The organism is Mesobacillus jeotgali, assembly GCF_900166585.1.
Lineage (GTDB): Bacteria > Bacillota > Bacilli > Bacillales > Cytobacillaceae > Mesobacillus > Mesobacillus jeotgali_A.
Map to the genome: position 1 here is coordinate 657184 of NZ_FVZC01000008.1, position 26328 is coordinate 683511.

The 26328-nt window shown below is 44.0% G+C and carries 26 protein-coding genes; 11 read left to right on the plus strand and 15 right to left on the minus strand.

The window, feature by feature from the left end; all coding sequences use genetic code 11:
• Positions 1-88: 88 nt before the first annotated feature.
• The 3 genes from B5X77_RS08325 (at position 89) to B5X77_RS08335 (ending at position 3322) form a co-directional block, all read left to right on the plus strand.
• A complete protein-coding gene (locus B5X77_RS08325) occupies positions 89-1294 on the plus strand; it encodes an MASE3 domain-containing protein (RefSeq protein WP_079506999.1) in 1206 nt (401 codons plus the stop codon).
• A 292-nt stretch (positions 1295-1586) separates the two neighbouring features.
• Entirely contained in the window at positions 1587-2963 is a 1377-nt protein-coding gene (gene nagE, locus B5X77_RS08330) for an N-acetylglucosamine-specific PTS transporter subunit IIBC (protein ID WP_079507001.1), read from the plus strand.
• A gap of 167 nt (positions 2964-3130) precedes the next feature.
• On the plus strand, positions 3131-3322 hold the full coding sequence (locus tag B5X77_RS08335; protein ID WP_079507003.1) for a hypothetical protein: 192 nt from the start codon (positions 3131-3133) through the stop codon (positions 3320-3322).
• Positions 3323-3375: 53 nt separating this feature from the next.
• On the opposite strand, the gene B5X77_RS23260 is transcribed toward B5X77_RS08335, so the two are convergent.
• The 3 genes from B5X77_RS23260 to B5X77_RS08345 form a co-directional block, all read right to left on the minus strand.
• Entirely contained in the window at positions 3376-3531 is a 156-nt protein-coding gene (locus tag B5X77_RS23260; RefSeq protein ID WP_176167269.1) for a hypothetical protein, read from the minus strand.
• 110 nt (positions 3532-3641) lie between these two features.
• Entirely contained in the window at positions 3642-3944 is a 303-nt protein-coding gene (locus tag B5X77_RS08340) for a hypothetical protein (protein ID WP_079507005.1), read from the minus strand.
• A 50-nt stretch (positions 3945-3994) separates the two neighbouring features.
• Positions 3995-5344: a sensor histidine kinase gene (locus B5X77_RS08345; protein WP_079507007.1), complete on the minus strand. Its 1350-nt coding sequence runs from the start codon at positions 5342-5344 to the stop codon at positions 3995-3997.
• A 139-nt stretch (positions 5345-5483) separates the two neighbouring features.
• Between B5X77_RS08345 and B5X77_RS08350 the strand changes: the two genes are divergently transcribed.
• Positions 5484-6032: an STM3941 family protein gene (locus tag B5X77_RS08350; RefSeq protein ID WP_079507009.1), complete on the plus strand. Its 549-nt coding sequence runs from the start codon at positions 5484-5486 to the stop codon at positions 6030-6032.
• Between the two features lie 143 nt (positions 6033-6175).
• Here the strand turns inward: B5X77_RS08350 and B5X77_RS08355 are convergent, their stop codons facing one another.
• The 6 genes from B5X77_RS08355 to B5X77_RS08380 all read right to left on the minus strand — a co-directional run bounded on the left by B5X77_RS08355 (position 6176) and on the right by B5X77_RS08380 (position 11825).
• Positions 6176-6928 carry a (S)-benzoin forming benzil reductase gene (locus B5X77_RS08355; protein WP_079507011.1) on the minus strand — a complete coding sequence of 251 codons (753 nt, stop codon included), beginning with the start codon at positions 6926-6928 and terminating at the stop codon, positions 6176-6178.
• Positions 6929-7035: 107 nt separating this feature from the next.
• Positions 7036-7767, minus strand: coding sequence for an ABC transporter ATP-binding protein (locus B5X77_RS08360; RefSeq protein WP_079507013.1), 732 nt, complete (start codon positions 7765-7767; stop codon positions 7036-7038).
• On the minus strand, positions 7764-8462 hold the full coding sequence (locus B5X77_RS08365; RefSeq protein WP_079507015.1) for an ABC transporter permease: 699 nt from the start codon (positions 8460-8462) through the stop codon (positions 7764-7766). Before B5X77_RS08365 ends, B5X77_RS08360 begins: the two co-directional genes overlap by 4 nt.
• 45 nt (positions 8463-8507) lie before the next feature.
• On the minus strand, positions 8508-9368 hold the full coding sequence (locus B5X77_RS08370) for an ABC transporter substrate-binding protein (protein WP_079507017.1): 861 nt from the start codon (positions 9366-9368) through the stop codon (positions 8508-8510).
• A gap of 14 nt (positions 9369-9382) precedes the next feature.
• A complete protein-coding gene (locus B5X77_RS08375) occupies positions 9383-10294 on the minus strand; it encodes a helix-turn-helix transcriptional regulator (protein ID WP_257391754.1) in 912 nt (303 codons plus the stop codon).
• Between the two features lie 748 nt (positions 10295-11042).
• Positions 11043-11825, minus strand: a complete 783-nt coding sequence (locus B5X77_RS08380) for an undecaprenyl-diphosphate phosphatase (RefSeq protein ID WP_079507019.1) — start codon at positions 11823-11825, stop codon at positions 11043-11045.
• A gap of 290 nt (positions 11826-12115) precedes the next feature.
• On the opposite strand from B5X77_RS08380, the gene B5X77_RS08385 reads away from it, so the two are divergent.
• Positions 12116-13291, plus strand: a complete 1176-nt coding sequence (locus B5X77_RS08385; protein ID WP_079507021.1) for an FtsW/RodA/SpoVE family cell cycle protein — start codon at positions 12116-12118, stop codon at positions 13289-13291.
• Positions 13292-13322: 31 nt separating this feature from the next.
• On the opposite strand, the gene B5X77_RS08390 is transcribed toward B5X77_RS08385, so the two are convergent.
• From B5X77_RS08390 to B5X77_RS08400, 3 genes are read right to left on the minus strand one after another with little or no spacing between them, the layout of a single operon-like run.
• On the minus strand, positions 13323-14390 hold the full coding sequence (locus tag B5X77_RS08390) for a Ger(x)C family spore germination protein (protein ID WP_079507023.1): 1068 nt from the start codon (positions 14388-14390) through the stop codon (positions 13323-13325).
• Positions 14380-15477 carry a GerAB/ArcD/ProY family transporter gene (locus tag B5X77_RS08395; protein WP_176167270.1) on the minus strand — a complete coding sequence of 366 codons (1098 nt, stop codon included), beginning with the start codon at positions 15475-15477 and terminating at the stop codon, positions 14380-14382. The genes B5X77_RS08390 and B5X77_RS08395 overlap by 11 nt, the downstream gene beginning before the upstream one ends.
• 19 nt (positions 15478-15496) lie before the next feature.
• Complete coding sequence (locus tag B5X77_RS08400; RefSeq protein ID WP_079507027.1) at positions 15497-17041, minus strand: spore germination protein; 1545 nt, start codon at positions 17039-17041, stop codon at positions 15497-15499.
• 233 nt (positions 17042-17274) lie between these two features.
• On the opposite strand from B5X77_RS08400, the gene B5X77_RS08405 reads away from it, so the two are divergent.
• A protein-coding gene (locus B5X77_RS08405; protein ID WP_139378312.1) for an IS1182 family transposase occupies positions 17275-18623 on the plus strand; the annotation gives its coding sequence in 2 pieces (ribosomal slippage) (positions 17275-17839 and positions 17839-18623; 1350 coding nt in all).
• A gap of 360 nt (positions 18624-18983) precedes the next feature.
• On the opposite strand, the gene B5X77_RS08410 is transcribed toward B5X77_RS08405, so the two are convergent.
• A complete protein-coding gene (locus B5X77_RS08410; RefSeq protein WP_079507029.1) occupies positions 18984-19946 on the minus strand; it encodes an ABC transporter substrate-binding protein in 963 nt (320 codons plus the stop codon).
• A 260-nt stretch (positions 19947-20206) separates the two neighbouring features.
• Here B5X77_RS08410 and B5X77_RS08415 point away from each other — a divergent pair, with 260 nt between their 5' ends.
• Genes B5X77_RS08415 through B5X77_RS08435 form a run of 5 tightly spaced genes read left to right on the plus strand, consistent with a single transcriptional unit; the run spans position 20207 to position 24128 of the window.
• Positions 20207-21211: a FecCD family ABC transporter permease gene (locus tag B5X77_RS08415; protein WP_079507031.1), complete on the plus strand. Its 1005-nt coding sequence runs from the start codon at positions 20207-20209 to the stop codon at positions 21209-21211.
• Positions 21208-22263: a FecCD family ABC transporter permease gene (locus B5X77_RS08420; RefSeq protein ID WP_079507033.1), complete on the plus strand. Its 1056-nt coding sequence runs from the start codon at positions 21208-21210 to the stop codon at positions 22261-22263. Before B5X77_RS08415 ends, B5X77_RS08420 begins: the two co-directional genes overlap by 4 nt.
• A gap of 24 nt (positions 22264-22287) precedes the next feature.
• Complete coding sequence (locus B5X77_RS08425) at positions 22288-23109, plus strand: ABC transporter ATP-binding protein (protein ID WP_079507035.1); 822 nt, start codon at positions 22288-22290, stop codon at positions 23107-23109.
• Positions 23106-23864 carry a siderophore-iron reductase FhuF gene (gene fhuF, locus B5X77_RS08430; protein ID WP_079507037.1) on the plus strand — a complete coding sequence of 253 codons (759 nt, stop codon included), beginning with the start codon at positions 23106-23108 and terminating at the stop codon, positions 23862-23864. Before B5X77_RS08425 ends, fhuF begins: the two co-directional genes overlap by 4 nt.
• A gap of 18 nt (positions 23865-23882) precedes the next feature.
• Complete coding sequence (locus B5X77_RS08435; protein WP_079507039.1) at positions 23883-24128, plus strand: DUF2573 family protein; 246 nt, start codon at positions 23883-23885, stop codon at positions 24126-24128.
• A gap of 1500 nt (positions 24129-25628) precedes the next feature.
• Here the strand turns inward: B5X77_RS08435 and B5X77_RS08440 are convergent.
• Positions 25629-25976: a spore coat protein gene (locus B5X77_RS08440; protein ID WP_079507041.1), complete on the minus strand. Its 348-nt coding sequence runs from the start codon at positions 25974-25976 to the stop codon at positions 25629-25631.
• A gap of 26 nt (positions 25977-26002) precedes the next feature.
• On the minus strand, positions 26003-26287 hold the full coding sequence (locus B5X77_RS08445; protein ID WP_079507043.1) for a hypothetical protein: 285 nt from the start codon (positions 26285-26287) through the stop codon (positions 26003-26005).
• Positions 26288-26328 lie beyond the last annotated feature (41 nt).

Below are 26328 nucleotides of genomic sequence, written 5' to 3' on the forward strand. Positions count from 1 at the left end.
AAAACGGATATATGTAGGCTAAGCTCAGGTACGGAATGATGATTATAATAAAACTAACAATACAATCTCCAAAAGCAGGTGAGCTAAAATGGAGAAAAACATGTCGGAGAGAAGGTTCCTTGTCTTAGTCATTGCGGCAATCATGCTGTTTATGCTGATTCATCTTTATCACGGGGACCTTTCAGCTTATTTGAATCCTGAAAAATATATCGCCATTCATATCATTTTGGAACTTTTCAGTATAATTGTTTCCTTTTCGATTTTTTCCTATGGATGGAAAACCTTTGGCTTTACTCAGTCCAGAAAAACCCTGATGCTGGCTTTCTTGTTTTTCAGTGTTGGAGTTCTTGATGTTTTACACACGCTTACTTTTAAAGGAATGCCTTTTTTTATCACCGACAGCTCGATTGCAAAGGCAACATGGTTTTGGGTCACAGCCAGGACGATTGAGTCATTGATGATGGTGCTTGTCCTAATTTCGCCCGAATACAAGCTGACACTCGATCCTAGGCGAGTCTGCCTGGCTTCGTGTACCGTGCTTCTCGCTGTCATCATGTATGTGATTTTTAAGTATGAACAAAGTCTGCCGCTGCTTGTCATTGAGGGAGAAGGAACAACTGTTTTAAAAAATGTCATTGAATATGGTGTCAGTTTCCTCCATTTTATTTCGATCGTGATTTCACTATATTTTTACTACGAGGGGAAAAATGGCCAACATCTGTATGTGGCGCTGGCGTTTACATTTTTACTCCTGTCCGAGCTCGTTTTTACCATCTACCAGAGCGTTTATGACATTGACAATTTTACAGGCCATCTATACAAAGCAATTGGTTACTTCTTCATCATGAGAGGATTTTACTTCTCGACAATTGCCAACGACAGCCTGCTGAAAGATTCTCGTGAAAAAGTATGGTCCCAAACAGAAGAGATGATCCAGAGTCACTATGGAATCCTTTTTAGACTGGCAAAACAGGGAAATAACTACATCCATCAAATTGTCGGAGGCGGTTTGCTGGATGATCTCGGCTTCACCATGAATGAAATCAACGGCAAGACCCTGGGAGATTTTTTACCTGAAAAGGCTGCTGGAATCGAGAAGTATTATGAATGTGCCTGGAAAAATAATGAGAAGATCGTCTTTGAAATCGAAATTGGCGGGAGTACCTATGCCATTTCACTTATGCCAGTTTTGAAAAACGGGGAAGTTGTCGAGATTGCTGGGGCAGTTATGGGAATCGTCAAGTATTCACGGTTGGACCGCTGTTCAAGAAGTACAAAGGCAAGTGCCTTGTGAGAGTAAAGAAAACCTGCTTCCAGGCAGGTTTTTTTCTTTATTGTTAATCAGTCCTTAATGGAATTTTAGAAAACTCAGCGAATAAGCTATTAGTATCAGCCCTGTCCGTTCTTTAGGGTGACCAACTCAAGAAGGGAGCACTTTTTTCAGTACTCAAGAGGTTGTAAATAGTCTTTTTACAGGATGTTATTTAGCAGAAGGAAATGTTAATTTGGTTATGTGTTTACAAATTTCAACAATGTTTCCGAAAAAAATGTAAGCACTTACAATTTTAAAGGAAGAGGTGTTGATAGTGCTGGGATTTTTACAAAGAATCGGGAAGGCTTTAATGCTTCCAATCGCTGTTTTGCCTGCAGCGGCTTTGTTGCTTCGCCTTGGGCAGCCGGACTTATTGGATATTGCTTTTATTTCTGCAGCAGGTGATGCGATTTTTGCCAATCTTGCGCTGCTGTTCGCGATCGGTGTGGCAGTTGGCATCGCGAAGGACGGGAATGGCGCTGCAGGTCTTGCCGGTGCAATTGGCTATTTCGTTTTGACTAAGGGTGCCGGCGCCATTAATGAAGATATCAATATGGCCGTGCTTGGAGGTATTTTATCCGGGGTAATCGCAGGATTACTTTATAACCGTTACCATGATATCAAGCTGCCAGACTATCTTGGCTTTTTCGGGGGCAGACGTTTCGTCCCGATCATTACTTCCCTGGTGATGATTGTATTGGCAGGAGTCTTTGGTTATGTATGGCCGCCAATCCAGGCTGGCATCAACAATATCGGAGAGTGGATCGTTGGAGCTGGCGCGCTTGGCGTTGGGGTATTCGGTTTCCTGAACCGCTTATTGATCCCATTGGGTCTTCACCATGTTCTAAATGCACTTGTATGGTTTGAATTTGGTGAATTTACGAATGCAGCAGGAGATATTGTAAAGGGGGACCTGAACCGTTTCTTCGCAGGTGACCCTAAGGCCGGGATCTTCATGAACGGCTTCTTCCCAGTGATGATGTTCGGTCTTCCAGCTGCGGCGTTCGCGATGATTGCGGCGGCAAAAAAAGAGCGGAAGAAAGCAGTAACAGGCGCACTGGCCGGCGTTGCTTTCACTTCATTCCTGACAGGGATCACAGAACCGATTGAATTCTTGTTCATGTTCTTGTCTCCTTTATTATATGGGATCCACGCTGTCATGACTGGCCTGGCCATGTCCATTACCTACTTGCTGGATATCCACCATGGTTTTGGATTCTCAGCAGGGGCGATTGATTATGTCCTGAACTATGGGATTGCACAAAAGCCGTTATTGCTGCTGGGTGTCGGGCTCTTATACGGTGTACTATATTTTGTGATTTTCTACTTTTTGATCATCAAACTAGACCTTAAAACACCAGGACGTGAGGATGAAGTCGAGGGAGAGTATACAGAAAGCGGTGCGGCAAAAGGGAATTACGCTGAGCTTGCAGATCATTATCTTGCTGCATTGGGAGGCAAAAGCAATCTTAGGGAACTAGACAATTGCGTGACTCGCCTTCGTTTAAAGGTCGATGATATATCGCAAGTGAATGAGGCAGAACTAAAACGGCTCGGCGCGAAAGGGGTACTGAAACTAAACAAAACAGATCTGCAGGTGATTGTAGGGACAGATGTGGAGTACCTGGCAAATGAAATGAAGCGAAAATAAGAATCATCAGTACTAAGATGTATCATCTTATCCATTCGCCCCGTCGCAAACGACATGTTATGTGCAGATGGCTGCGGCGATAATCCCTTATTTTGTAAGTTCCAATCAGCAATTATCCGGGTAAAAACAAACACGGCCGCTGATACTAACTTTAGGAGGGATTCATCATGGATAAAGATAAATTTGTGAACATCGACCCAAATGCACAGCCGGTGAATCAACGTGAATTGGAAGAACAGCTGAAGACAACAGAGGCGAATCAAAAGCTTCAGGATGCTTTTTACGATGAAAACAAAAGCAATGGCGTAGACCCAGCAAACCTGAATAACCAGTCAGCGATTCTTACCGACATGGACTAAAAGCCGGCAGATGTTTGCCGGCTTTTTGCTTATTTGGACGAGACAATCTTCTTTTATTGATGGCGGTCTGTTTTATCGCTCTGGTCTTTGTTGCGTTTATTGCCCTTGCTGTTATCCCCACTGGTCAGCTCGCCGGAGAATTCGGCCATCTGGTTCCCGCGTTTAGGGGAATTTTGGTTTTCGCTGCCTTTATTGAACTTTTTGGTCACTGTTAGCCCTCCTATTGGTTAGTTCGGCTTAGTTTTCCCTGAAAGCAGTGGGCTATATGTACATTTTCTCGATAAAAAAGAGGCAGCTATTTGACGGCTGCCTCCTCGGTTTACCCTTTTATTAATTGTTCAATTTCTTTTTCGCTTACGTTTTCTACCTGGGCAGATCCTTTTAATTCCTGGATCAGCTCATTGGCTTCCTCATAAAGCGTGTCATCGGTAAATTCCTCGGAATAGTACAAGGAATCATCCAGCAAAGCCTTTACCCGCAGCCTTGTTCCAGATTCCGTGTCCTCATCTCCAAGTGTGACTGCAGAGCGCGAGGTTTCGTGCTGGCTTAGCAAAACTTTATTCGCATTTTCATCCTTCTTTACAGCTTCAACAATTTCCGCCAACGAATGAACTCGTTTCAATGACATCACCCCTCTATTATGTATTCCATATTTGAGGAATTTAAAACCAATCAAATGACAATTTCGAAAATTGTCCCTTTGCCGACCTCACTTTTAATACTAATTTTGCCGCCATGCGCCTCTACTAGTTCTTTTACAATCGCAAGACCGAGACCAGAGCCGCCTAGAGCTGTTGACCTGGACTTGTCAACGCGGTAAAAACGGTCGAATACCCAGGCCTGATCGTCCTTTGGTATGCCTTTGCCTTGATCTTCAATAGCCAGATGGGTGCGGCCGCGCTTTTTAAAAGCATGGATTGTGGTCTTAGTGCCTGCATCTGAATACTTACGGGCATTATCGAGCAGGTTGATGATGATCTGCTCAAAACGGACTGGATCAGCCTCGATATAGATTTCCCCTTCACATATGAAATTAAGCTTAATATTTTTTTCATTAAAAGAAGGAAGCATTTTCGTCTGGATACCTTGCAAAAGTTTACAAAGTTCCACAGATTCTTTTTGGATGGAAAAAGTATTTTCATCCATTTTGGCGAGCTCAAATAAACTCTTGACCAGGCCGGAAAGCTTGGTTGCTTCCTCATTGATAATCTGCAGATATTTGCTCCTGTCCTCTGGATTTGTCGATTCTTTTCCTGCAATATCAGCATAGCCTTTTATATAAGTCAGCGGGGTCCTTAGTTCGTGGGAGATACTCGCCAGAAACTCACTTCGCTGGCGTTTTATATGATTTAGGTCATTTGCCAGCACCTGAATTGATTCCCCCAGCTCCCCTAGTTCATCGTTCCCAAGGTGGGGCAACGCGACTGAATAGTCCCCCTGACGGATTTTCAAGGTAGCCTCATTCATTTTAATCACAGGCTTTGTAATGAACCTGGAGAGAAAAAGCGTGATGATCACCATTGAGGAAAGCAGCAGGATTCCGGCAAGCCAGAAGTGCCTGTTAAGCTTGGCGATAAGCCCCTGGACACGCTCGGTGTTCTTGAACATATAGACGTTTCCGGTTTCCTCTAATGGACTGACCGAAGCGATGTATTTCATATCCCTCCAGTCATCCTCAAGGATCAAGCCTGATCGCGGAACATCTCTGGGAGCTGCCGCCACGATATTCTGCATCGACTGATCCATCGGAATCGAGGAAGTAACTACCTCTCCTTTTTGGTCTGTAATAACAACATGAGTCTCCGTCCTTGATTCCATCGTCGTGATGTGGTGAATTGTTTCCGGTGTATAGGAGGTTTCCAGAATATCGCGATGGTTATTCCCGCGGGTTTGCAGGGAATTCAGCTCTTCATCAATCCTTGAATGAATGATTGAAAAGTGAAGGTAATAAAACAGTATGCCCTCAACCATCAAGATCGTTATGAAAAATACTATGCCTATTTTAAGTGAAATACGGTCCATGTCTGCTCACTCCAAAGGTTCTTTGCATTCATCATACTAAAAAACACAGGTAAGAATAAGTGGTTCTTAAGTGGAATAATTTGGTTTATAATTGCTTTATGTAGATAATTTATTCGATAGTGCATAGGGGGAGTGGAGCATGGAGAAAGATTTTCATTTTTCCAAAATGAGGATAGCGGTCCTGTTCAGCTTAGTCTGTATGACGACCATAGGGTTTACCTGGGGATTCCTGGACATGCTTTCAGAGCCGGGGAATGGGGGAGTACTTATTCTGTTTGGGGCTATCATTTTATTTTTCGGGTGGGTCCTGGTTTTCCTCGGGAGGACCTTTTTCCAAAATGAAGCGAATGTGACAATAAGTGACCAGGGACTCATCTTAAGAGGGAAAGCAGGACCGGGGTTCATCCCGTGGGAGGATATAGAAGGAATCCTGCCATATGAGGCCCACGGCAATGCAACACTGGGAGTAATCCTGAAGGATGAGGAACGCTATCTGAATTCGATGCCAAAGGGAGGCCAGCGTCTCGCAAGACTAAATGTCAAAACCGGGTTTCCTGCCTTTAACATAGGCCTGAGCAATATTAAAGACAAGCAGGGACTGCTCGATCTCCTGCTTGAAATGAATGTTCCTTTCTTTATTGAAGGGAACGGGACGGAGCATAGCGAACAGGAATCTAATTTAAAATAGTATGGTAAGCGGAGAAGCCGGGTTCTCCGCTTTTTGTTTTATCGGAACTTCGAAAACTGACTAGCTTCAAGTGTTTCGGGGCTGATCAAGGTGCCTGAGCCTTTCTCATTATAATAAGTCATTCACCTTGTTGAAACATCCCGTTATAATAAGTCATTCACCCTGTAAATCATCCCGTTTTCCAGGCTGTCCGCCAATATTAATTTGACGAGCGCTCCTGCAACAACGTCAGGACTGCGCAGGCTGCCGCTTTCTTTGTATTTTCTGAAGGTCTCCAGATCGGCGAATGCCTCCTCATTGGATGAGCGGATGGTTGACTGCATATCGGTATCCATGATACCAGGGCTGAAAGCAATGACTCTGCTCGGACTTCCGTTTTGCTCCAGCTCCAGGCCGGCTGTCATCGTAAACATATTGACAGCAGCCTTCGTGCTGCAATAAATGCTCCAGCCGTGGATTGGCCGCTCGGCAGCGCCTGATGTCACATTCGCAATCACAACTTTACAGCCAGTATCCTTTGCTTTTTGTAAAAATAAGTTACTGATGAGAATGGGTGCAGTCAAATTGACGTGGACATTTGTCTGGACGAGTGAAGGGTCAAGTTCTCCTCCGACCTCAATAGGCTCAATCACGCCGGCATTGTTGATAACATAGACGATTTCCGCATCCTTAAAAACAAACTCAGCAATCTTTGAGAAAACACTCTGAACCTGATCAGCAGCAGCGAGGTCACAGCTAAAATGTGAATAGCTGCCGCCGGCATGCTCTGCAGCCTGCTTCAGTAAGCTGCTTTCATTTCTTGATACAGAAACGACATGAATATCTTTTTCCAACATTTGTTGTGCGGCTGCGGCCCCGAGTCCCCGGGAGGCACCAGTGATGATTGCGTATTTCATAACAGACACTCCTATATTGATAATTTTTCCTGCAAGACAAATCTTTATCTTTTCTATTTTATCAAAAAACAAAAAAACATGGCTTTATGGCCATGTTCAGCAAAATTCTAATGGATAAGGCTTTTCCAATCATTTATAAAAGGGGAAGCAGATGCGTTGGGGGATGACAACACTTCCTCTGTGGGACCAGTCTGTTTCAGCTCGCCATCCATCAGGATCGCAAGTGTTCCAGCAAGGTATTTGAGTTCCATAAGATCGTGGCTGACAAACACGGTTGTCGTTTTTGTCTGCCCGATGATTGACTTAATATCCTTCAATAGCTGCACCTTTGTGGGGAAGTCAAGTGCAGAGAAGGGTTCATCGAGAAACAGGACTTCCGGCTCCAGCACCATTGCCCGCGCAAGGTTGACGCGCTGGGCCTCGCCGCCGGACAAATGGGCCGCGTGTTTTTTTGCAAGGTGGCTGATCTGGAATTTTCCTAGCCAGCAGGCAACCTTCTGTTTTATTTCCTGGCGGGGAAGATTCCTCAGCTTCAATCCTATCGCTACGTTTTGAAAGACTGTTGTGTCAAGAAGCAGCGGCTGCTGCATCGCGACGGCGAACTTTCTGCGCACATCAAGTGCCAGGTCATCAGAGATATCCTGATCCTTGAAAAAGATTGATCCCTGTGCGGGTTTTTCCAGCAGGGACAAGGCTTTGATAAAAGTACTTTTTCCGGCACCATTCGGACCCATGATCCCAAGCACTTCCCCCTGTTGGATCTCAAAATGAGGGATGAACAGCAGATTTTTTTTACCGGCTCTCACTTCCAAATTTTTCACAGTAATCAGTGGGATCATAGGCTCCGCTTCCTTTGCTGTAAGTAAGTCAGGGTAAACGTAATGATGAACGCCAATGTCATAAGGATGAATGAAAGTGCCAGGGCGATGTCAAAATTGCCTTTCGATACTTCCATGACGATTGAGGTCGTAAGAATCCGTGTCTCGCCGCTGATGTTGCCGCCGACCATCATTGCGGCGCCGACTTCGGCAATGACCCTTCCAAATCCAGCGATGATTGCTGCCAGGATCGCGAGCTTGACCTCTTTCATCAAAATCCAATATAACTGGAATCTGGTTGCTCCAAGTGCCTTAACCTGGAGAATCAGTTTAGGATTGATTTGCTGGAATGCTGTGCTCGTCAGTGCCGTCACGATTGGCAGCGAAACGAGAATCTGTGCCATGATGATGGCTGTTGGTGTGTAAAGCCAGGCAAGATCACCAAGCGGGCCTGATCGCCACAGGAAAAGAGTAATCCACAGGCCGGCGACAACAGGAGGGAGCCCCATGCCGATATTGATAATGGCAAGGATGAATCTCCTTCCCGGGAAACGGGCCAGTCCAAGAAACATACCAGCAGGAATGCCAATCATTGTGCTGATCAGAACCGCCGTAACCGAAACCCTCATCGTAAGCAAGGTAATCTCGAGTATTTCCCGGTCTCCCGACATGATCATCTCTATTGCTTTTTTTAATCCTTCTAGTAAAAGTTCCATAAGCAATCAGGCTTTCTTTCAAATTTTGTCTAGTAAAATGAGAATCTATTCGAAAAGGAAGAATAATGGTTCGCCGTATTCATCGACGCCAAATTCCTTGATGATCTTCTTTGTATCTTCTGAAACCATATATTCCACAAATGCTTTCGCACCTTCTGCATTCACTTTATCATGTTTTTCTTTGTTCACTTGCATAACGTGATAAATATTCAGCAGGCTTTCGTCACCTTCAACAAGGATCTCTGTGTCAGGCATGTTCTTTTTCTGGGCCAGGAAAGTAGCCCGGTCTGTCAGAGTATAAGCTTTTTTCTCGGAAGCGATCTGCAGTGTTGCGCCCATCCCTTGTCCAGCTTCGATGTATCCTTCACCAAGGCTTTTCTGATCAAGTGAAGATTTCTTCCAAAGCTCCAGTTCCTTTTTATGAGTGCCGGAATCATCACCGCGGGAAACGAAGGAAGCTTTTGATTCAATGATTTTAGTCAATGTCTCGGGTACTGTTAAGCCTTTTACCTTCGCTGGGTCTTCAGCAGGCCCGACAATAATGAAGTCGTTATACATTACTTTCTGGCGGTTGATGGCATCGCCGCTTTTCACAATTTCTTCTTCCGCTGCAGGAGCATGCACAAGAAGGACGTCCGCTTCACCCCGTGTTCCCATTTCAAGTGCCTGTCCTGTACCAACTGCGATGATTTTGAGATTATAATTGTTCTTTTCTTCAAAATCTGGCTTCAGGACCTCCAGCAATCCGCTGTCCTGGGTACTTGTAGTGGTAGCGAGGATCAGGTCAGTTTTTTCAGGTTTAGTTTCTGGTTTTTTTTGCGTTTCCGTTGTGGTTGAATCAGAACAGCCAGTTACGAAAGCGAACATTAATACAAGCAAAATGGAGATTAACTGTTTTAATTTCATTTCCTATGCCTCCGTTAATGATTTACATAAATGATTTTGCCAAAATCCCCGGCATCATAGCCATCAAGATCTTCGATGCTTTCTTTAAAATTGGTGAGCTGGATCAGGTCGATCATGTGCTGGAGCGATTCTGTGTTGGCAGGTGTCCAGCGAAACACTAGGTCAAACTGTTCTTTGGTGAGCGGGATGAAATCGAGGCCAAGCTGGCTTGCTGCGCACCTGATGCCAAAAGCGACGTCCGCTGTGCCCCTGCTGATATGTGCAGCTGCACCCAGATGGTTCCATTCTTCATTTTCGTAGCCTTTCACAGATGTCAGCTCCAGTTTCGCTTCTGCAAGGAAGGAATCCAGCAGGAAACGGGTACCGGCACCTTTTTGACGATTGACAATGGTAACATCGTTCCTTGACAGATCCTTGATCCCTGTAATGCTTTTTGGATTGCCCTTTGCCACGATTAAACCCTGTTCTCTAGCTGCAAGCCTCATCACAGTAATGGGCTCGTGGACAAACAACTGGCGGATGAAGGGCAGATTATATTGCTGCGACGTCGGGTCGAGCAGATGGACGGCCGCGATGTCAGCACTTCCGCGGTAAAGCATCATCAAACCTTCGAGACTGCCAATGTAGGAAGGAGTGATTGAGAGACCTGTACCTTCTGAAGCTATGTACTTAACAAGCTGCTCGACCAGAAAGTCATGGCTGCCCGCGAGCTGTAAAGAAAGATTGACTCCGGATACTTGAGTACCCCGGTTTCTAGCTGGCAATGAGGCCATGCTGGCTTTATATCTTTCAAACTCGCTTTCTTCTATCCGCATTTTATTGCCCACTTTAAATGCGGCAAGGTCGCCGCGCTTAATCATTTCATAAACCGTATGCTTTGAAATTTTCAGCATGGAAGCGATTTCATCTGGAGTATAGATTTGCAAAGGTTTCCCTCCTTTTCTTCCTAATTCAAATATAATAAAATATTTAATAGTTAGATATAGTTTTTGTTAAGTTTTGTTTGGTTTCGTTTAGTTTTGTCAGAAATTCATCATATTTTGTTCACAAAGAAGGAATTATTTTTCCAGATAAAACCTTAACAAAATACTCCGGGCAGTATTATGTATTTCTCGGCCATTTCATGATAAACTAAACACTACTCATATTTGATGCAGAAAGGAAACGAAAGAATGCAGATTTCAGATAAAGCGCGCGACATTTTAAAAGAAATCCTCGCTGAGCGCAATGCAAATGGTATCCGTGTCTACTTTGGCGGCTTTGGCTGAGGAGGACCTCAGGTTGGTCTGGCTCTGGAGGAGCCGGAAGAAGAAGATCATGTAACGGTAATAAATGAAATCCAGGTAGCAATTGAGTCCAATATCGTCGAGTATACAGAAGGTATGTCACTTGAATATGACGAGTACCGTGAAGGCCTGGTCCTGATGGGCGGCGACGGCGGCTGCTGATAAATACACACAACTGTGTGGATTGCCTGAAATGAAAAAATGCACACCATCTCTGAATGGTGTGCATTTTTCGTAATTAAAAACTGGAAAAAAACAGCCGGAATTTCCAATTCGCTATAAAAAATAAAAATTCGCTATAAAAAGTATAAAGTCGCTATAAAAAGAAAAAATTCGCTATAAAAAATAAAAACTCGCTATAAAACCAAGATTTTCGCTATAAAAAATTTCAGAACTGGCCGCTATACTGAAAATACAACACAACAAGGCCGATTAACCACACATAAATCGCAAAAGGTTTCAATGAATTCTTTTTTAGATAGCCAATCATCCATTTTACAGCGATGTAACCAAATATCGCAGCTGAAATGATGCCAATCAGCAATGCCTGAAGTGAAATGGTTTCGCTGCCGCTGGTGAAAAGGTCTTTTCCTTGCAACACGATTGCGCCAAGGATTGCAGGTGTCGAAAGCAGAAAAGAGAAGTAGGCTGCTGTTTCTCGGTCGAGTTTTCGCCAAAGTGCAGCGACAATGGTCAGGCCTGAGCGCGAAATCGCCGGAAATATAGCTGCGGCCTGGAAGCTCCCGATAACCAGGGCATCAGTATAGCTGATGTCTTCCATCTTCTTGCGGCCATCTTTAATCGAATCCGCGAACCACATTAACGTTCCGGTAATCAGGAATTCCCAGCCAATCGTAACTCCCGTCTTGGATATTTCATCAAAATAATCCTCAAACAGCAATCCGACAACCACAGCGGGAAGTGTGCCGACAACAAGCAGGAAGGTCAGTTTGCCGAATGGGTCTTTCAAAATCTTGATAAATTCATTTCTGTAAAACACAAACACTGCAAGCAGTGTTCCGACATGGAGCATGGTGTCGAGCAGCAGGCCTGCTTCCTCGAGTCCAAACAGGTTCCTGCCGAGATAAAGATGCCCAGTCGAACTGATCGGCAAGAACTCGGTCAGTCCCTGAATCAGCCCTAGAATGAAAGCTTCAATTTTAGATAGCATGAAGAATCCCCACTTTTCTTTTCATAGACTTTGTCCCTTACCAAGCTATGAAACATGTCCCTGTGGTATGCAAGCTATTTTTGATGACAGTTCCAGGATGGCAGCATCATCCTTATCACTATGTCTATTTGCCCGATTACTGTAAATTTGTATATGTAATAATAACCATTTCAGAGTCAGAAGTTGTGATTTATTGTCGAAAAAAATATAATGAAGTATTGAACAGTTCTTCAACAAGGCAGATAGGAGCAACGTACAAAAATCGCCTTCATTTAAAAAGGGGAATAAACATGACAACGAATCAAAAAACGAATTCCCGGCTCGACTATGGGCTGGTTACGATATTGATCCTTTTATTTCTTGCCAGCTGCATTGCCATTTACAGTGCCCAGACAACGGGGCAGTATGGCTCTGAAAACTTTCTGATCAAACAGATTATCTGGTATGTCATCGGTGCCGGTATCATTACCGCAGTCATCACACTGGATTCGGACCAGCTGCAAAAACTGAGCTGGTATGCGTACGGCTTTGGACTGGTGCTGCTGGCAGGGCTGATTGTTGCTCCATCAGGTATCGCGCCGGTCATCAATGGGGCAAAAAGCTGGTACAAGGTGCCGGCAATGGGGACTCTGCAGCCGTCTGAACTAGTCAAGGTGTTCATCATCCTGGCGCTTGCGCGGGTGATAGTCGATCATCATCAGAAGTACCGCTTAAAGACTATCCAGACAGATTTATGGCTGCTGATTAAGATCGGCCTGGTGACACTGGCACCGCTCATGCTTGTCATGCAGCAGCCTGACCTTGGGACTTCACTTGTGTATATTGCCATTATGCTCGGGATGATTTTCATCTCAGGCATTACCTGGAAGCTGCTTGTCCCGATTTTTGGGACAGGGCTGACATTGATATCGATCATTTTTTACTTTGTCATTTGGAAGCCGGAAATCCTGGAGAAATACCTTGGGGTAAAAGAGTACCAGTTTGGCCGGATCTATTCCTGGCTTGATCCATATAATTACCAGAGTTCAACGGGCTTCCAGCTGACGAGATCGTTACTGGCGATTGGCTCCGGCGAAACGGTAGGGAAGGGCTATGGAACAAGGGAAGTATACCTTCCTGAGAGCCATACCGACTTCATCTTCAGCATCATCGGTGAGGAATTTGGCTTCGTTGGCGCAAGTATCCTTGTCAGCTTATTTTTCCTGCTGATTTACCAGATCACGAAAATTGGAATGGAGACCAAAAACGATTTCTACACCTATATTTGTGTCGGTGTCATCAGTATGATCACCTTCCACGTCTTCCAGAATATCGGCATGACAATCGGCCTCCTGCCGATCACGGGAATCCCGCTGCCATTCATCAGCTACGGGGGAAGCTCTTTGATGGGAAACATGCTGGCAGTAAGCCTGATCTTTTCAATACGATACCATTACAAAAAGTATATGTTTTCGACTTCAACATAAAGGAGCAGGAATCATGTGATTCCTGCTCTTCTTATTCAATAATCCCCACTTCTGTAATGATGACGTCCGTATTTACATGGACAGTCATATTCTTGTATCCATCTTCCCATCTTTTAAAATCAAAGCCTCTTGTTTTGCTTTTGACAAAATGACCGAATCCAACAGGATCGATTCCCTTCTCCTGAAAATCTTTGATCATCGCTGTGGCCTCTTTATTGACCTTCGCTTCAAATGCTTTTTCGATTTCTTTGACAACCGCTGGTGTTACCAGTTGCCCTGTATATTCACGGATCAGCCCATGTATCTTTATATCAACCGTTACACTGTATGGATTCCGTCTGACCACTTTCATTTTATGTTTTGAATCTAAATTCTTAATCAAAGCCGTGTCCTTACCTAATTCGAGTTTATATGATCCTTCACTGAACTTATCTGTCAGCAGCTTGAAGAAAAACATTTTTTCTGGAGAGAGTTCGCCCATGAGTTTATCATCCTTGAATAGAGCAATTCCTACTATATCAATGACTTCAGGCTCCACCTTTTTAAATATTGGGAGGTAGGGATCTTTCCCTTCCTGATAAAGATCAAGTAAATAGAGATGCATATTGGTCATGGGCAGATTTTTGGTTTTCATATTGTGCTCGATCAGTTGAGACAAATGAACGGCGTTGCCCCGGTTGCCATATGTACCAGTTAATATGCGTTTAGACGATTCATCTGCTACTGCAAAATAAACCCCTGCACCGATACTTGCGTCGCGCTGAAAGGCATCGGTAAAATCGTTGATTCCTTTTCTGGCAACATCCTTCCCAAACAACGCTATTTCCAGGGATCCTGTGACAATCGGCTGGGGAGATTTCCGCTGTACTTCCTGGACAAGATCCCTGGCACTTGCAGCCCTGGCAGAGTATGTGAAGTTGCCGATTTTTTTATCAGGATTGAATATGGGAATCATGATGGTACCTTCAATCAAGTCATCCTCAACCATGTCATAGCCCACGCCCATTTCAATATTGACATCATCAATAATTTCTTTTTCCACACAGCCTGAAAGGAGGACGGCCGAAACAGTGAGCAGAAATAGTTTTTTAATTATCATTTTTACTTCTCACCTTCTTGGCGATGAATGTGCCGATAAATAAAATTGGTATATAAATATAGGTCAATGCGAAGCCGATTTTTGCGGTCCAATCATTCAGTAAATTAATTTTGGCACGACTATCAAAAAATAACATCGCAAACAAACTGATGAGCGCGAGAAGAATGACGCCTTTTTTTTGCTGCAGCTTGAATGCCCTTTTTAAAATCATGCTGGAACCCCATAATGCTATGCATATATTTGGCAGGATGACCAAGTTCCAGTTGGCAATTCCGATGTATTCAAACCTTTCGACGAACGGCATGGTAACGATTTTCCACATTTCCAGGGTGGCCCAGATGGATTTGGCCAACTGGGCTTCTGAAAAATAAACAAAAGTAATAATAGCGAGAGCTGTGTAAATAATCGTTGTCAAAAATACACCCAAATGAGCCCATTTTTGGGACTTTGGCGCATCTTTGATAAATGGATAGAAAAAGAGCGGGACTTCGAATCCAATATAGGTGAGTGCCATATTATAGGCACCCATAGATAACTCTTTAATAGAATGATCGAATACCGGCAGAAGATTTCTAAAATCTGCATATTTTAAAGCAAAAAAGAATGTAAGAAGAAGATAACTTGGCAGGACGAGACAGAAAAAAGCAATCCCGGTTACTGTACGAAATCCCCCGAACACGATATAGACAGACAGAATCATAAAAACGAAACTATACCAGAACACACTGATTTCGGGAAACATCCAAACCTGGATTACTTCCAGATATGTCCGCAAGACCGCCAGAATTAATATCATGAGATAAACGATGAATAAAGAACTTAAAGCAGCGCCGATTTTCTTCCCGAATACAAAAGCGTTTGCAGCTACAATATCCCCATTAACTGTTCCGCAGATTTTATAGATCATCCATATGATAATGTGGATGCTAAAACCAGCAGCCAGGACGGACATCCAGGCATCATATCCAGCATCCTTGGCAATGATGCGCTGATAACCAAGCACTCCTATGCCGATTTGCATGGACATAATCAAATAGAGAACGAGAAAAGGGGAAATCTGCAATCTTTCTGGTACTTGCTGCTGCATTATTCATAACCTCCAATTCTCATTCATCGATGTCCTTCTTTTCCTTCGCTTTTTTCTCATTAAAGCGTTTGGGATTTTCGGTTCTCAAATATTGTGGCCGGTTGTACTGCATGGTAAAAGGGAGACGGATGATTGCATCTTTAAAGTCAGTGACCCTTGGCGGGTAAAGAGGCTCCAAAAAGGGCCTTCCCAGTGATGTCAGTCTAATTAGGTGAGTCAGAAGGAATGAAAATGCGACAACGATCCCAAGCAAACCCCAGAGTTCAGCAAAGAACAAGAAGGGGAAACGCAGCAGCCTGATTGTGTTGCCCATCCGGTAGACAGGTGTTGTAAACGATGCCAGTGCAGCCAGGGCAACGATGATCAGCAGTACGTTACTGGTCAGTCCGGCTTCAACGGAAGCTGTACCGATAACGATACCGCCTACGATACCGATTGTCTGGCCAACCTTGGTGGGCAGCCGGGCTCCTGCCTCACGCAATAGCTCAATCGTCAGCTCAAGGAATAATGCTTCCAGGATCGGAGGGAGCGGGATTTCCCTTCTCGACGTAATCAATGTGCTCAAAAGATCTTTTGGAATCAGCTCATAATGATAGGATAAAGTTGCCACATAAATGGGCGTAATCAGAATAGAGAACGCAACCGCAAATAATCGAATCAGACGGAAAAAAGAAGAGAGTAAATAATTCAGGAAATAGTCTTCAAATGAACCGAAAAATTCTACCAGTGTTGTTGGGCCAATCAGCGCATGGGGTGATCCGTCGACAAGGATGGCGACTTTTCCTTCTGCAAGTATGGCGGCAATCCGGTCAGGCCTTTCCGTATCAAGCAACTGCGGGAAAGGGGAATTCTGATTGTCGGAAATTAACTGGACAATATAGGAGCTGTCTGTAATTTCGTCAAACTCAATCTCCTTTACGCGCTGGATCACGGTATTGACATTTTCCTTGTTCGTGATGCCCTCTATGTAAAGGATGGCGACACCGGATTTAGATATTGAGCCAACGGTATAATTTTCAATCACCAACTCTTTCACAGGAACCCTTTTCCGAATCATATTAAGATTTTGGTCAATTGACTCGACAAAAGATTCTTTTGGACCGATGACGCTGAACTCTACTTCTGGCTGGCTAACTGACCGGACGATTTCCTTTTGCGCGGCAATGAAGGCAAAATACTTTTCTTCATTTTCCAGTGTTAGCAATACATATCCATTAAATAGCTTTGTTTCAATATCCTCGTTTTTGTCTGAAATTTGTACATCTGCAATAGGAAGAAGTTTTTTGACATCTGCAATGGTATGAAAATCGCCTTCAAGCAGGTTAGGAAGGGCATTGTTCTGAAGAACACTTTCGTCCACAAGAGTCGATATAAAGGAAAAACAAAATTTCTTTGCGCTCTTTTGGTTCACATAAAAAGTCTTTCGATAATCGTGCGACTTGAATAACAGGTTTTCCCACTCGTGGTCGTTTAGATATTGATCAGGCTTTTGGCCATTAGTATCCTGTCTTGCAGCTTCTTTTTGGATGTCTTCCATCAATTTTTTCTTGAATAGCTTCTTCATTGCACTCTCCGCCAATCTTGATTTACGTTTATCATTTCCGAAAATGGGAGGATTATGAAAGTCTTTTGAAGTTGTTAGGTTCAAAAGGTACGAAAAATAAAAAACCCGCAAATCATTGCGGGTTCAGGCTGTCGAGAAACTCTCGACAGCCTATATTTTTTATTAATAACTTCATCAATTCACCGCGTTAATTTGTTATAATATTAGTAATACTACTGAGGATGGTGGATTGGATGTTCAGACCTAGAAGAGATTCACAAAATGAAGCTGAATTTGTTTTCATTGAAGACTTGGTCCCTGAGGACCACTTTCTACGAAAGGTTGATAAGTACATAGATTTTTCTTTTATCGAGAAAAAAGTCCGTCCATTTTATTCTGAGAATAACGGTCGCCCTTCGGACCCTATTATGCTTTTTAAGATGATGTTCATTGGTTATTTTTATGGCATTCGTTCTGAACGACAATTAGAACGGGAAGTTCAGATGAATGTTGCCTACAGGTGGTTCCTGGGTTTAAAGCTGAATGATCCAGTACTAGATCATTCGACAATCAGTTGGAATCGACGAAAACGTTTTAAGGATACGAACATCTTTCAAGAGATCTTTGATGAAATTGTCCTTCTGGCCATTAATCATAAAATGGTGGGTGGAAGGGTGTTATTTACTGACTCCACTCACCTTAAAGCCAATGCAAATAAACACAAATTTACTCGTGAAGAAATCGAAATCGAGACTAGGGAATACATAGAAGAACTCAATAAAGCTGTTGATGAAGATAGAACAAACCACGGAAAAAAGCACTAAAAGAAAGAGAGGAGGTGACAGAGACCAAGGAAATTCGAAAAAGTACAACCGATCCTGATTGTGGCTTCATGTCCAGAGATAATAAGCAGGAAATGTTCTGTTATCTGGACCACCGAACAACAGATATGAAGTTTAATATCATAACAGATGCCTATGTAACACCTGGAAATGTCCATGACTCTGTCCCTTACCTTTCTAGATTGGATCGTCAAATTGATCGTTTTGGATTTAAAGTAGAAGCTGTGGCGCTCGACTCAGGATATTTAACAAATCCAATTTGTAAAGGTCTACACGACCGAAGTATTTTTGGTGTAATTGCCCATCGGAGATATCAGCCAACAAAAGGTCTTTTCCCAAAATGGAAGTTTACATATGACAAAGAACAAGACATCTATACTTGTCCTAATGACCAAGAGTTGGTTTACCGCACCACAACAAGAGATGGATACCGTGAATATAAGTCCGACTCTAAAAAATGTTCAGAATGCCCACTCCTGAAGGAGTGCACAAGATCAAAAAATAAACAAAAGGTCATAACTCGTCATGTGTGGGAGGACTTCAAGGAAAAGGTCCGCCTAAACAGACTCTCCCTCTCCGGAAAAATGCTTTATAAATATAGAAAAGAAAAAGTCGAGCGAAGCTTCGCAGATTCGAAAGAACTGCATGGGCTTCGCTATTGCCGGTTGCGGGGCTTACACAATGCGAGTGAGCAGGTGTTACTCACCGCAGCGTGTCAGAATATAAAAAAGATCGCCACACACCTAGCCAAGCTAGGATAATGGTGGCGATCAGTCGTTTCCTAACTCAAAAGGTGAATATGTCCATAAAAAAGAAAGTTACCCAATAAAAAAAAGCTTGTGGAAGAAAAAAATAGTACCTTTCTCCACAAGCTGAACCCGCAAATCATTGCGGGTTTTTCGATATGCGGGGGATAGTTTAATAAAATCTTGGGGGGATTTTATTAAATGATGCTTTCGTAAGGATAATGTTAAAATCCTAAAGCCGATTTTAACGTATATAAGGCCACTTTGCTGGTCGATATTAAGTTTTGCATGCTCTTTTCTCATAAGAGTCAAGTTTGCAAACAAAGTATGGCATTCAATCTTATGTTGTAATCAAGAGCAACAAATCAAAAGAGCCTATTTCAACATATGTTTTTCAAGATCATCCAGCATCAAGTTTGCAGCCATTACGCCGCCGGCGGTATTCCAGATAGCATCATCTACCTTATGGACTTCACCTTTTTTCGCTACTTCAAGGTTTTGGAATAGAGGATCCTCGATCCAATCCTTTTCAACATCAGTTGCTTTGCCGTCGCCCTCATCATATGTGAAGTAGAACAGGATATCACCGTCCATCGCCGGGATCCTTTCCTTTGTTACACCTTTTTCAGCAAAGTCATCTTTATTCTGATTTTCTGGACGAGCAAGACCAATTTGTTCAAGGATTACTCCGGAGAATGAATCTTTGTGATAAATACGTACATCGCCAGCCATGAAACGGACCATTGAGACCTCTGTATTTACTTTATCTCCAAGCTTTTCTTTTAAATCTTCGATGCGCTGATCATACGCTGCGAGTACTTCCTTGCCCTTTTCCTCTTTGTTTACAGCTTTTGCATAAAGCTCAAAGTTATTTTTCCAGTTTCCGCGAAGGTCCTCTGCAAAAACGGTAGGGGCGATCGCTTTTAGCTGCTCATAAATATCTTCCTGGCGCATTTTGTTGCCGATGATTAAATCTGGCTGCAGCGCAGCTATAGCTTCTACATTAACCTGGCTCTCGACACCGACAACCTGAACATCTTTCATATCTTCTGCGATGTGGTCATACCACGGGTCTCCAGTCCAGGATTGGACAGCTCCAACAGGAGTGACTCCAAGTGCCAGAAGGGCTTCTGTTCCTTCATTTGTCAGGATGACAATCTTTTTGGGAGTCTTTTCCAGAGTAGTCGTACCCATTGCATGTTCAACTGTGTAGCTTTCTTCCTTTTGCTTAGGTTCCTCTGCTGTATCCTTAGCTTTTTCTTCACCGGTTCCGCATGCTGCCAGAAGCAGGATCGTGAACATGCTGATAAGCATAAGCAAATTTTTTGTGACTTTCATATGTATATCCTCCTAAATGTTATTGATAATCATTTTCAATGACTGCATCCTTATGATAAAATGCAATTAGATACGATGTCAATAATAATTGATAATGATTTTCATCATCAATGAAGTTTTTGTGAACATGTTACTGAACGGGTGAAAAACAGCTTCTTTTTACGTAAAGTTGAAATGAACAAAATAAGCATCTTTTGAAGATTCTATTTTAGAATTTTCAAAGCTTAGTTATTAGTATTAGGGAAAGAAAGGTAGACATCATGCTTGTGAAAACCAATGGGCAAAGATGGATCGGGTTAATGGCGGCCATCTTATTAATTTTATTTTTAATATCCGCAAGTATCGTCTATGGCTATACAGATACATCATGGGACACAGCTTTTGCTGCTTTCACCAACTATGATGGTTCGAATGAACATATTATCATTCAATCCGTCCGGCTGCCGCGCGCTCTGATTGCAGCTGCTGTCGGTGCCAGCCTGGCGATTGCCGGTGTCCTGATGCAAACATTGACGAAAAACCCGCTTGCTTCACCAGGAATTTTTGGCGTCAATGCCGGAGCTGGATTCGCTGTGGTAGTAGCTGTGACGATGTTTTCAGTCAGCAGTCTTCAGGCATTTGCATGGATATCCTTTTTTGGTGCTGCACTGGCGGCTCTAAGCGTCTATGTGATTGGTTCTGCTGGCCGTGAAGGTTTGACTCCGATGAAGTTGACACTTGCAGGGGCAGCGATGTCAGCGATGTTTTCATCCTTCACTCAGGGTTTGCTCGTACTCGATGAAGCAGCGCTGGAACAGGTTCTCTACTGGCTTGCGGGCTCTGTCCAGGGGCGCAGGCTGGAAACTCTCATCAGCGTCCTGCCTTATTTAGCATTTGGCTGGCTGGCAGCAATCCTTATTTCCTCAAAAATGAACGTTTTATCAATGGGTGAGGATGTAGCAAAGGGGCTTGGTTTGAATACAGGTCTTGTAAAGCTTGCTGCAGGCGTGATCATTGTTCTTCTATCTGGCGGAGCTGTTGCGGTAGCAGGACCTATTGGATTTATAGGAATTGTCATTCCCCACTTGACAAGGGCGGTGGTCGGCATTGATCACCGCTGGGTGATACCTTTCTCGGCGCTATTTGGAGGAATGCTGTTATTGGCGGCGGATATCGCTGCCCGATACGTATTGATGCCGCAGGAAATTCCTGTGGGTGTCATGACGGCGATGATTGGGACTCCATTTTTCATTTATATAGCGAGAAAGGGGTTCAATGGAAAATGAGCAAGTATAAAAGCTTAAGGTTTTTTAAGGGTAATATATCTTTTTTGATAGATAAAAAGGCAGCCGGGATATTCTTCGGATTGCTGGTTGCGGCACTGGCTGTGTTCGTCATCGGTACAGGAATGGGGGATATGGCCATTAGTCCATTGAGTGTGGTTGCCGTGTTTTTTGGCGGGGGAAGCGATATGGAGCGACTTGTCGTGCAATCCTTCCGCCTTCCGAGAATCATCGTCGCCTTGATGGTTGGCATTAGTTTGGCCGTCGCAGGAGGGCTTCTTCAGGGGATGATAAGAAACCCGCTGGCTTCGCCTGATATCCTTGGCATAACCGGCGGGGCATCGGTGGCGGTAGTCGGCTTTCTGGCCGTTTTCAGCGGTGATAATAATGCATTGACTGTAAGCATAGAATGGATGCCTGTAGCAGCTTTTGCAGGTGCTTCGATCGTAGCGTTCCTTGTTTATTTTCTTTCCTGGAAAAATGGGGTTTCACCTGTGCGCCTTGTTTTGATTGGCATAGGCATATCCGCTATGATGCAGGCTTTGACCACTTTAATGATGATCATGGGTCCGATTTACCGGGCAAGTCAGGCAAATATCTGGATTACAGGAACGGTGTATGGTTCTACCTGGAGTAATGTCTCGGTGCTCGTTCCTTGGACAGTCATCATGCTATTGATTGCTTTCATCCTTGCACGGAATGTGAATGTACAGGAACTCGGGGAAGACATAGCCACGGGGGTCGGGGGACAGGTCCAGAGGCAGCGTTTTGTCCTGCTGCTTGTCAGCACTGCACTCATCGCCAGCTCGGTCGCTTTTGCCGGCGGAATCGGTTTTGTTGGCCTTATGGCTCCGCATATGGCAAGAAGGCTTGTCGGATCGGCATTTGGTGCTCTTTTGCCCGTATCGGCCGTCATTGGCGGGATCCTTGTCATGCTTGCTGACTTGATCGGACGTACGATGTTTTCGCCATTAGAAGTGCCGGCGGGCGTTTTTACGGCTGGAATCGGAGCACCATATTTTATATATCTGCTTTACAAGACACGCAATTCTTAATTCTGACAGAAAGGGGAATCGGCCATGAACCATGCAATTGAAACGGAAAAACTGACGCTATCATATGGAGATTCCATTATCATAAATGAATTAGACATAAAGATTCCCAAGGGAGAAATCACCGTTTTTATTGGAGGCAACGGCTGCGGAAAATCGACTTTGCTGCGCTCGATTGCCAGGCTGCTTAAACCCCAGGCGGGATCCATCCTGCTTGAAGGCGAGGCAATCTCAAGGCTTTCAACCAAACAGGTAGCCCGTAAAATGGCGATTCTGCCCCAATCTCCTGCAGCACCGGAGGGTTTGACAGTACTGCAGCTTGTCAAACAGGGCAGGTACCCTTACCAGACCTGGCTGAAGCAATGGTCGGTAGAGGATGAAAAAAGTGTGGAGAATGCTTTGAAGGCCACAGGCATAGAACATCTGAAGGACCGGACAGTTGACTCATTGTCTGGCGGACAGCGTCAGCGTGCATGGATCGCGATGACCCTGGCACAGGATACAGATATTATCCTCCTTGATGAGCCGACAACCTATCTGGACATGACTCATCAAATTGAAATCCTGGATTTGCTTTATGAATTGAATGAAAATGAGGGCAGAACGATTGTCATGGTTTTACATGACCTGAATCTTGCCTGCAGATATGCTCATAATATCGTTGCAATCAAGGATCAGAAGATCTTTGATCAGGGAAAGCCGGAAGTCGTCATTAACTGTGGGCTTGTGAAGCATGTCTTTGGAATGGATTGTGAAGTGACGATCGACCCGCTATTCGGCACACCGCTGTGCATTCCGCACGGCAAAGGGCGCCGAATCCTTAAGGATAAAATGGGAGTCTTAACATGAAATCCGAACTGACAGGCAATGAAATTGCGACTCTCGCCAACTATCGATTTGCCGTTTCTGAACCTGAAAAGGAGGTCCAAATCGATTTCACACCTTTCACAGATGAAGCGACAATGGGCGTTTATCTGGAAAGGTTCAATGAAGGGTTGAACGCTCCGGATGCCAAAACAGCAGCATCTGTGTTTATGAAACGTCATGCTTTTCTCGCTGTCCTCTACTTATATTCAATGACCGCTTTTAACAAAAGGCTGGATGTTTCACCTGGAAATATTATTCTTGCGGATTCCATAAAGGATGGTCTTTGGCTGCCGGAGTTTTATCTGAAGAGCAAAAATACCGATGTCTGTCCGGATGGGCATCGAGATACATGGAGGACGGAAGCGGTCAGGCACTTATTCATGGATAATCTGTCTCCTGTTATAGACGCCATCTCTAAATCTGCGAGAATCTCGAAATTGATTTTATGGGAAAATGTTGCAGTCTATATGTTTTGGCTATATGAAAAGATTCTGAGCGAAACCGATGATCCAGATGTCAAAATAAGGGCGGCGGAGGATTTTTCTTTTCTGGTCGAATCAGCACCCGGTAAACTATTCGGAAAGTACCATAAGAACCCAATTACCCGATTTTACCGCGAACCGGTTTATCAAGAAGAAACCGATTCTTTTATCAGAATCCGGAAAACCTGCTGTTACAGCTATAGGCTGAAAGAAAAAGGCAGTTACTGCAAAACATGCCCACGAACATGTGGATGAGGATATAGGAGGATATAAATGAATAACGAAATTGCTGAGCAAATCAATGGTTTGCTTGAAAAATACACCGAGTTGCTCGTTGGCGAAGCATCTTCCGAGAATATCGATAAAGTTAAAACCTGGATCATGTACAGCCATATCGCCAAGTCAATGCCACCACTCGCTAAGCACTGGAACGCTGAATACCCAGAGGCCCGGGAACAGATCAAGAATGTGATAGCAGAAGTCAAAGAAATGAATGAGCTGAACCGGCAGAAACAATGAACCATCTCAAAGCGAGGTGGTTTTTTTAGGCTCAGTTCCCGAGTGAATTTGAAATGAAGACAATTAGGCAAACAGAGTTGCATTAAGCGAAGGAAGCTGAAAAGTAAAGGGAAGAACAAACATTGTGTTTGTGCTTGAAGGTATTGAAGGCAAGTCATAAGTGAAAAAGGGGAACACAGACACCCTGTTATGTGCCCTAAAAACGGAGGAAGCGAAGAGTTCGGTAACAAGTAAGGGGAACATGTGCCCTAAAAACGGAGGAAGCGAAGAGATCGGTAACAAGTAAAGGGAACATGTGCCCCAAAACCAGAGGAAGCGAAGAGTTCGGTAACAATAAGGGGAACATGTGCCCCAAAAGCGGAGGAATCGAAAAGTTCGGTAACAAGTAAGGGGAACATGTGCCCCAAAAGCGGAGGAATCGAAAAGTTCGGTAACAAGTAAGGGGAACATGTGCCCGAAAAGTGGTGGAAGCGAAGAGTTCGGTAACAAGTAAGGGGTACATGTGCCCCAAAACCAGAGGAAGCGAAGAGTTCGGTAACAAGTAAGGGGAACATGTGCCCCAAAACCAGAGGAAGCGAAGAGTTCGGTAACAAGTAAGGGGAACATGTGCCCGAAAAACGGAGGAATCGAAGAGTTCGGTAACAAGTAAGGGGAACATGTGCCCGAAAAGTGGAGGAAGCGAAGAGTTCGGTAACAGGTAAGGGGAACATGTGCCCGAAAAGCGGAGGAAGCAAAGAGTTCGGTAACAAGTAAAGGAAACATGTGCCCGAAAAACGGAGGAAGCAAAGAGTTCGGTAACAAGTAAAGGGAACATGTGCCCGAAAAGTGGTGGAATCGAAGAGTTCGGTAATAAGTAAGGGGAATATGTGCCCCAAAACCAGAGGAAGCGAAGAGTTCGGTAACAAGTAAGGGGAACATGTGCCCGAAAAGCGGAGGAAGCAAAGAGTTCGGTAACAAGTAAAGGGAACATGTGCCCGAAAAACGGAGGAATCGAAGAGTTCGGTAACAAGTAAGGGGAACATGTGCCCCAAAACCAGAGGAATCGAAGAGTTCGGTAACAAGTAAGGGGTACATATGCCCGAAAAGCGGTGGAAGCAAAGAATTCGGTAACAAGTAAGGGGAACATGTGCCCCAAAACCAGAGGAATCGAAAAGTTCGGTAACAAGTAAGGGGAACATGTGCCCGAAAAGCGGAGGAAGCAAAGAATTCGGTAACAAGTAAGGGGAACATGTGCCCGAAAACCAGAGGAATCGAAAAGTTCGGTAACAAGTAAGGGGAACATGTGCCCCATAACCAGAGGAATCGAAGAGTTCGGTAACAAGTAAAGAGAAGATGTGCCCGAAAAGCGGAGGAAGCGAAGAGGCCGGTAACAAGTAAGAGGAAAATGCTCTCGAATAGCGGAGGCGCAGTAACAGAAAAACAAGAAAGTCAGCATTTTACCACTTACTAAAACCAATAAGAACCGGGCGATTTTACCCGGTTCTTTCCTAGCAGATACAATTATTGAATCTGTTGCCCGCCATAAGGGAATTGGTTGGTATACCCCTGGAACTGCTGGTGTGATTGCTGCAGCTTTTGCGCTTCGGCTGCTTCTACTGCATACCAGCCTTTTTTGAACATCAGGTTGTAAAGGCTCCGCTGTGCGTTTGCTGTCTCTGTGTAGATGGCAAGTACATCCTGGTACAGTTCGTCGTGGCTGACTTCATGAAGTGCCTGGGTGTACGCATCGGTCATATATTTTTCGGTCGTTAGAATATCATTGATGAAATCTCGTTCGTTCATTTGCGGTGTTTTTTGGACCTGTGTTTCTGGGTTTTGGATTTTTTGCTGATTCTGGTTCTGATTCATCCGCTTTTCCTCCTTTTTATGTTCGATTATTGCATTCCCGGCGTTCCGGAATATGCCTGGTTTTCGGGGCTGTTCAAGTGTGAAAGCATTTTCTCATAATGTCTCTGATGCATTTGTCCGCATCTCTCAATTTCCATTTTAAGTTCCTGGTCATGGCATTGTTGTGCAAAGAAATGTGCCTTTTTCATTGCAAGTAAATTCCATGAAAGCATATCTGTTAAGTATAAAGAATCTTTAGTGGATACAACTGATGGCGGCGTCTGCATGATCCCTTGCTGCTGGCCTTGAAAATTCATGTTTTGCTCCTGCATATTAATACCTCCTGTTTATATGATCATTCCTACGGATACTA

Coding starts and splice junctions, on each gene's coding strand:
- B5X77_RS08385 (WP_079507021.1), top strand. CDS start 12,116: ATGACAACGAATCAAAAAACGAATTCCCGGCTCGACTATGGGCTGGTT.
- fhuF (WP_079507037.1), top strand. CDS start 23,106: ATGAAATCCGAACTGACAGGCAATGAAATTGCGACTCTCGCCAACTAT.
- B5X77_RS08425 (WP_079507035.1), top strand. CDS start 22,288: ATGAACCATGCAATTGAAACGGAAAAACTGACGCTATCATATGGAGAT.
- B5X77_RS08325 (WP_079506999.1), top strand. CDS start 89: ATGGAGAAAAACATGTCGGAGAGAAGGTTCCTTGTCTTAGTCATTGCG.
- B5X77_RS08365 (WP_079507015.1), bottom strand. CDS start 8,462: ATGGAACTTTTACTAGAAGGATTAAAAAAAGCAATAGAGATGATCATG.
- B5X77_RS08360 (WP_079507013.1), bottom strand. CDS start 7,767: ATGATCCCACTGATTACTGTGAAAAATTTGGAAGTGAGAGCCGGTAAA.
- B5X77_RS08345 (WP_079507007.1), bottom strand. CDS start 5,344: ATGGACCGTATTTCACTTAAAATAGGCATAGTATTTTTCATAACGATC.
- B5X77_RS08435 (WP_079507039.1), top strand. CDS start 23,883: ATGAATAACGAAATTGCTGAGCAAATCAATGGTTTGCTTGAAAAATAC.
- B5X77_RS08335 (WP_079507003.1), top strand. CDS start 3,131: ATGGATAAAGATAAATTTGTGAACATCGACCCAAATGCACAGCCGGTG.
- B5X77_RS08420 (WP_079507033.1), top strand. CDS start 21,208: ATGAGCAAGTATAAAAGCTTAAGGTTTTTTAAGGGTAATATATCTTTT.
- B5X77_RS08380 (WP_079507019.1), bottom strand. CDS start 11,825: ATGCTATCTAAAATTGAAGCTTTCATTCTAGGGCTGATTCAGGGACTG.
- B5X77_RS08415 (WP_079507031.1), top strand. CDS start 20,207: ATGCTTGTGAAAACCAATGGGCAAAGATGGATCGGGTTAATGGCGGCC.
- B5X77_RS08370 (WP_079507017.1), bottom strand. CDS start 9,368: ATGAAATTAAAACAGTTAATCTCCATTTTGCTTGTATTAATGTTCGCT.
- B5X77_RS08390 (WP_079507023.1), bottom strand. CDS start 14,390: ATGATAATTAAAAAACTATTTCTGCTCACTGTTTCGGCCGTCCTCCTT.
- B5X77_RS08350 (WP_079507009.1), top strand. CDS start 5,484: ATGGAGAAAGATTTTCATTTTTCCAAAATGAGGATAGCGGTCCTGTTC.
- B5X77_RS08355 (WP_079507011.1), bottom strand. CDS start 6,928: ATGAAATACGCAATCATCACTGGTGCCTCCCGGGGACTCGGGGCCGCA.
- B5X77_RS08395 (WP_176167270.1), bottom strand. CDS start 15,477: ATGCAGCAGCAAGTACCAGAAAGATTGCAGATTTCCCCTTTTCTCGTT.
- B5X77_RS08445 (WP_079507043.1), bottom strand. CDS start 26,287: ATGCAGGAGCAAAACATGAATTTTCAAGGCCAGCAGCAAGGGATCATG.
- B5X77_RS08400 (WP_079507027.1), bottom strand. CDS start 17,041: ATGAAGAAGCTATTCAAGAAAAAATTGATGGAAGACATCCAAAAAGAA.
- B5X77_RS08410 (WP_079507029.1), bottom strand. CDS start 19,946: ATGAAAGTCACAAAAAATTTGCTTATGCTTATCAGCATGTTCACGATC.
- B5X77_RS08440 (WP_079507041.1), bottom strand. CDS start 25,976: ATGAATCAGAACCAGAATCAGCAAAAAATCCAAAACCCAGAAACACAG.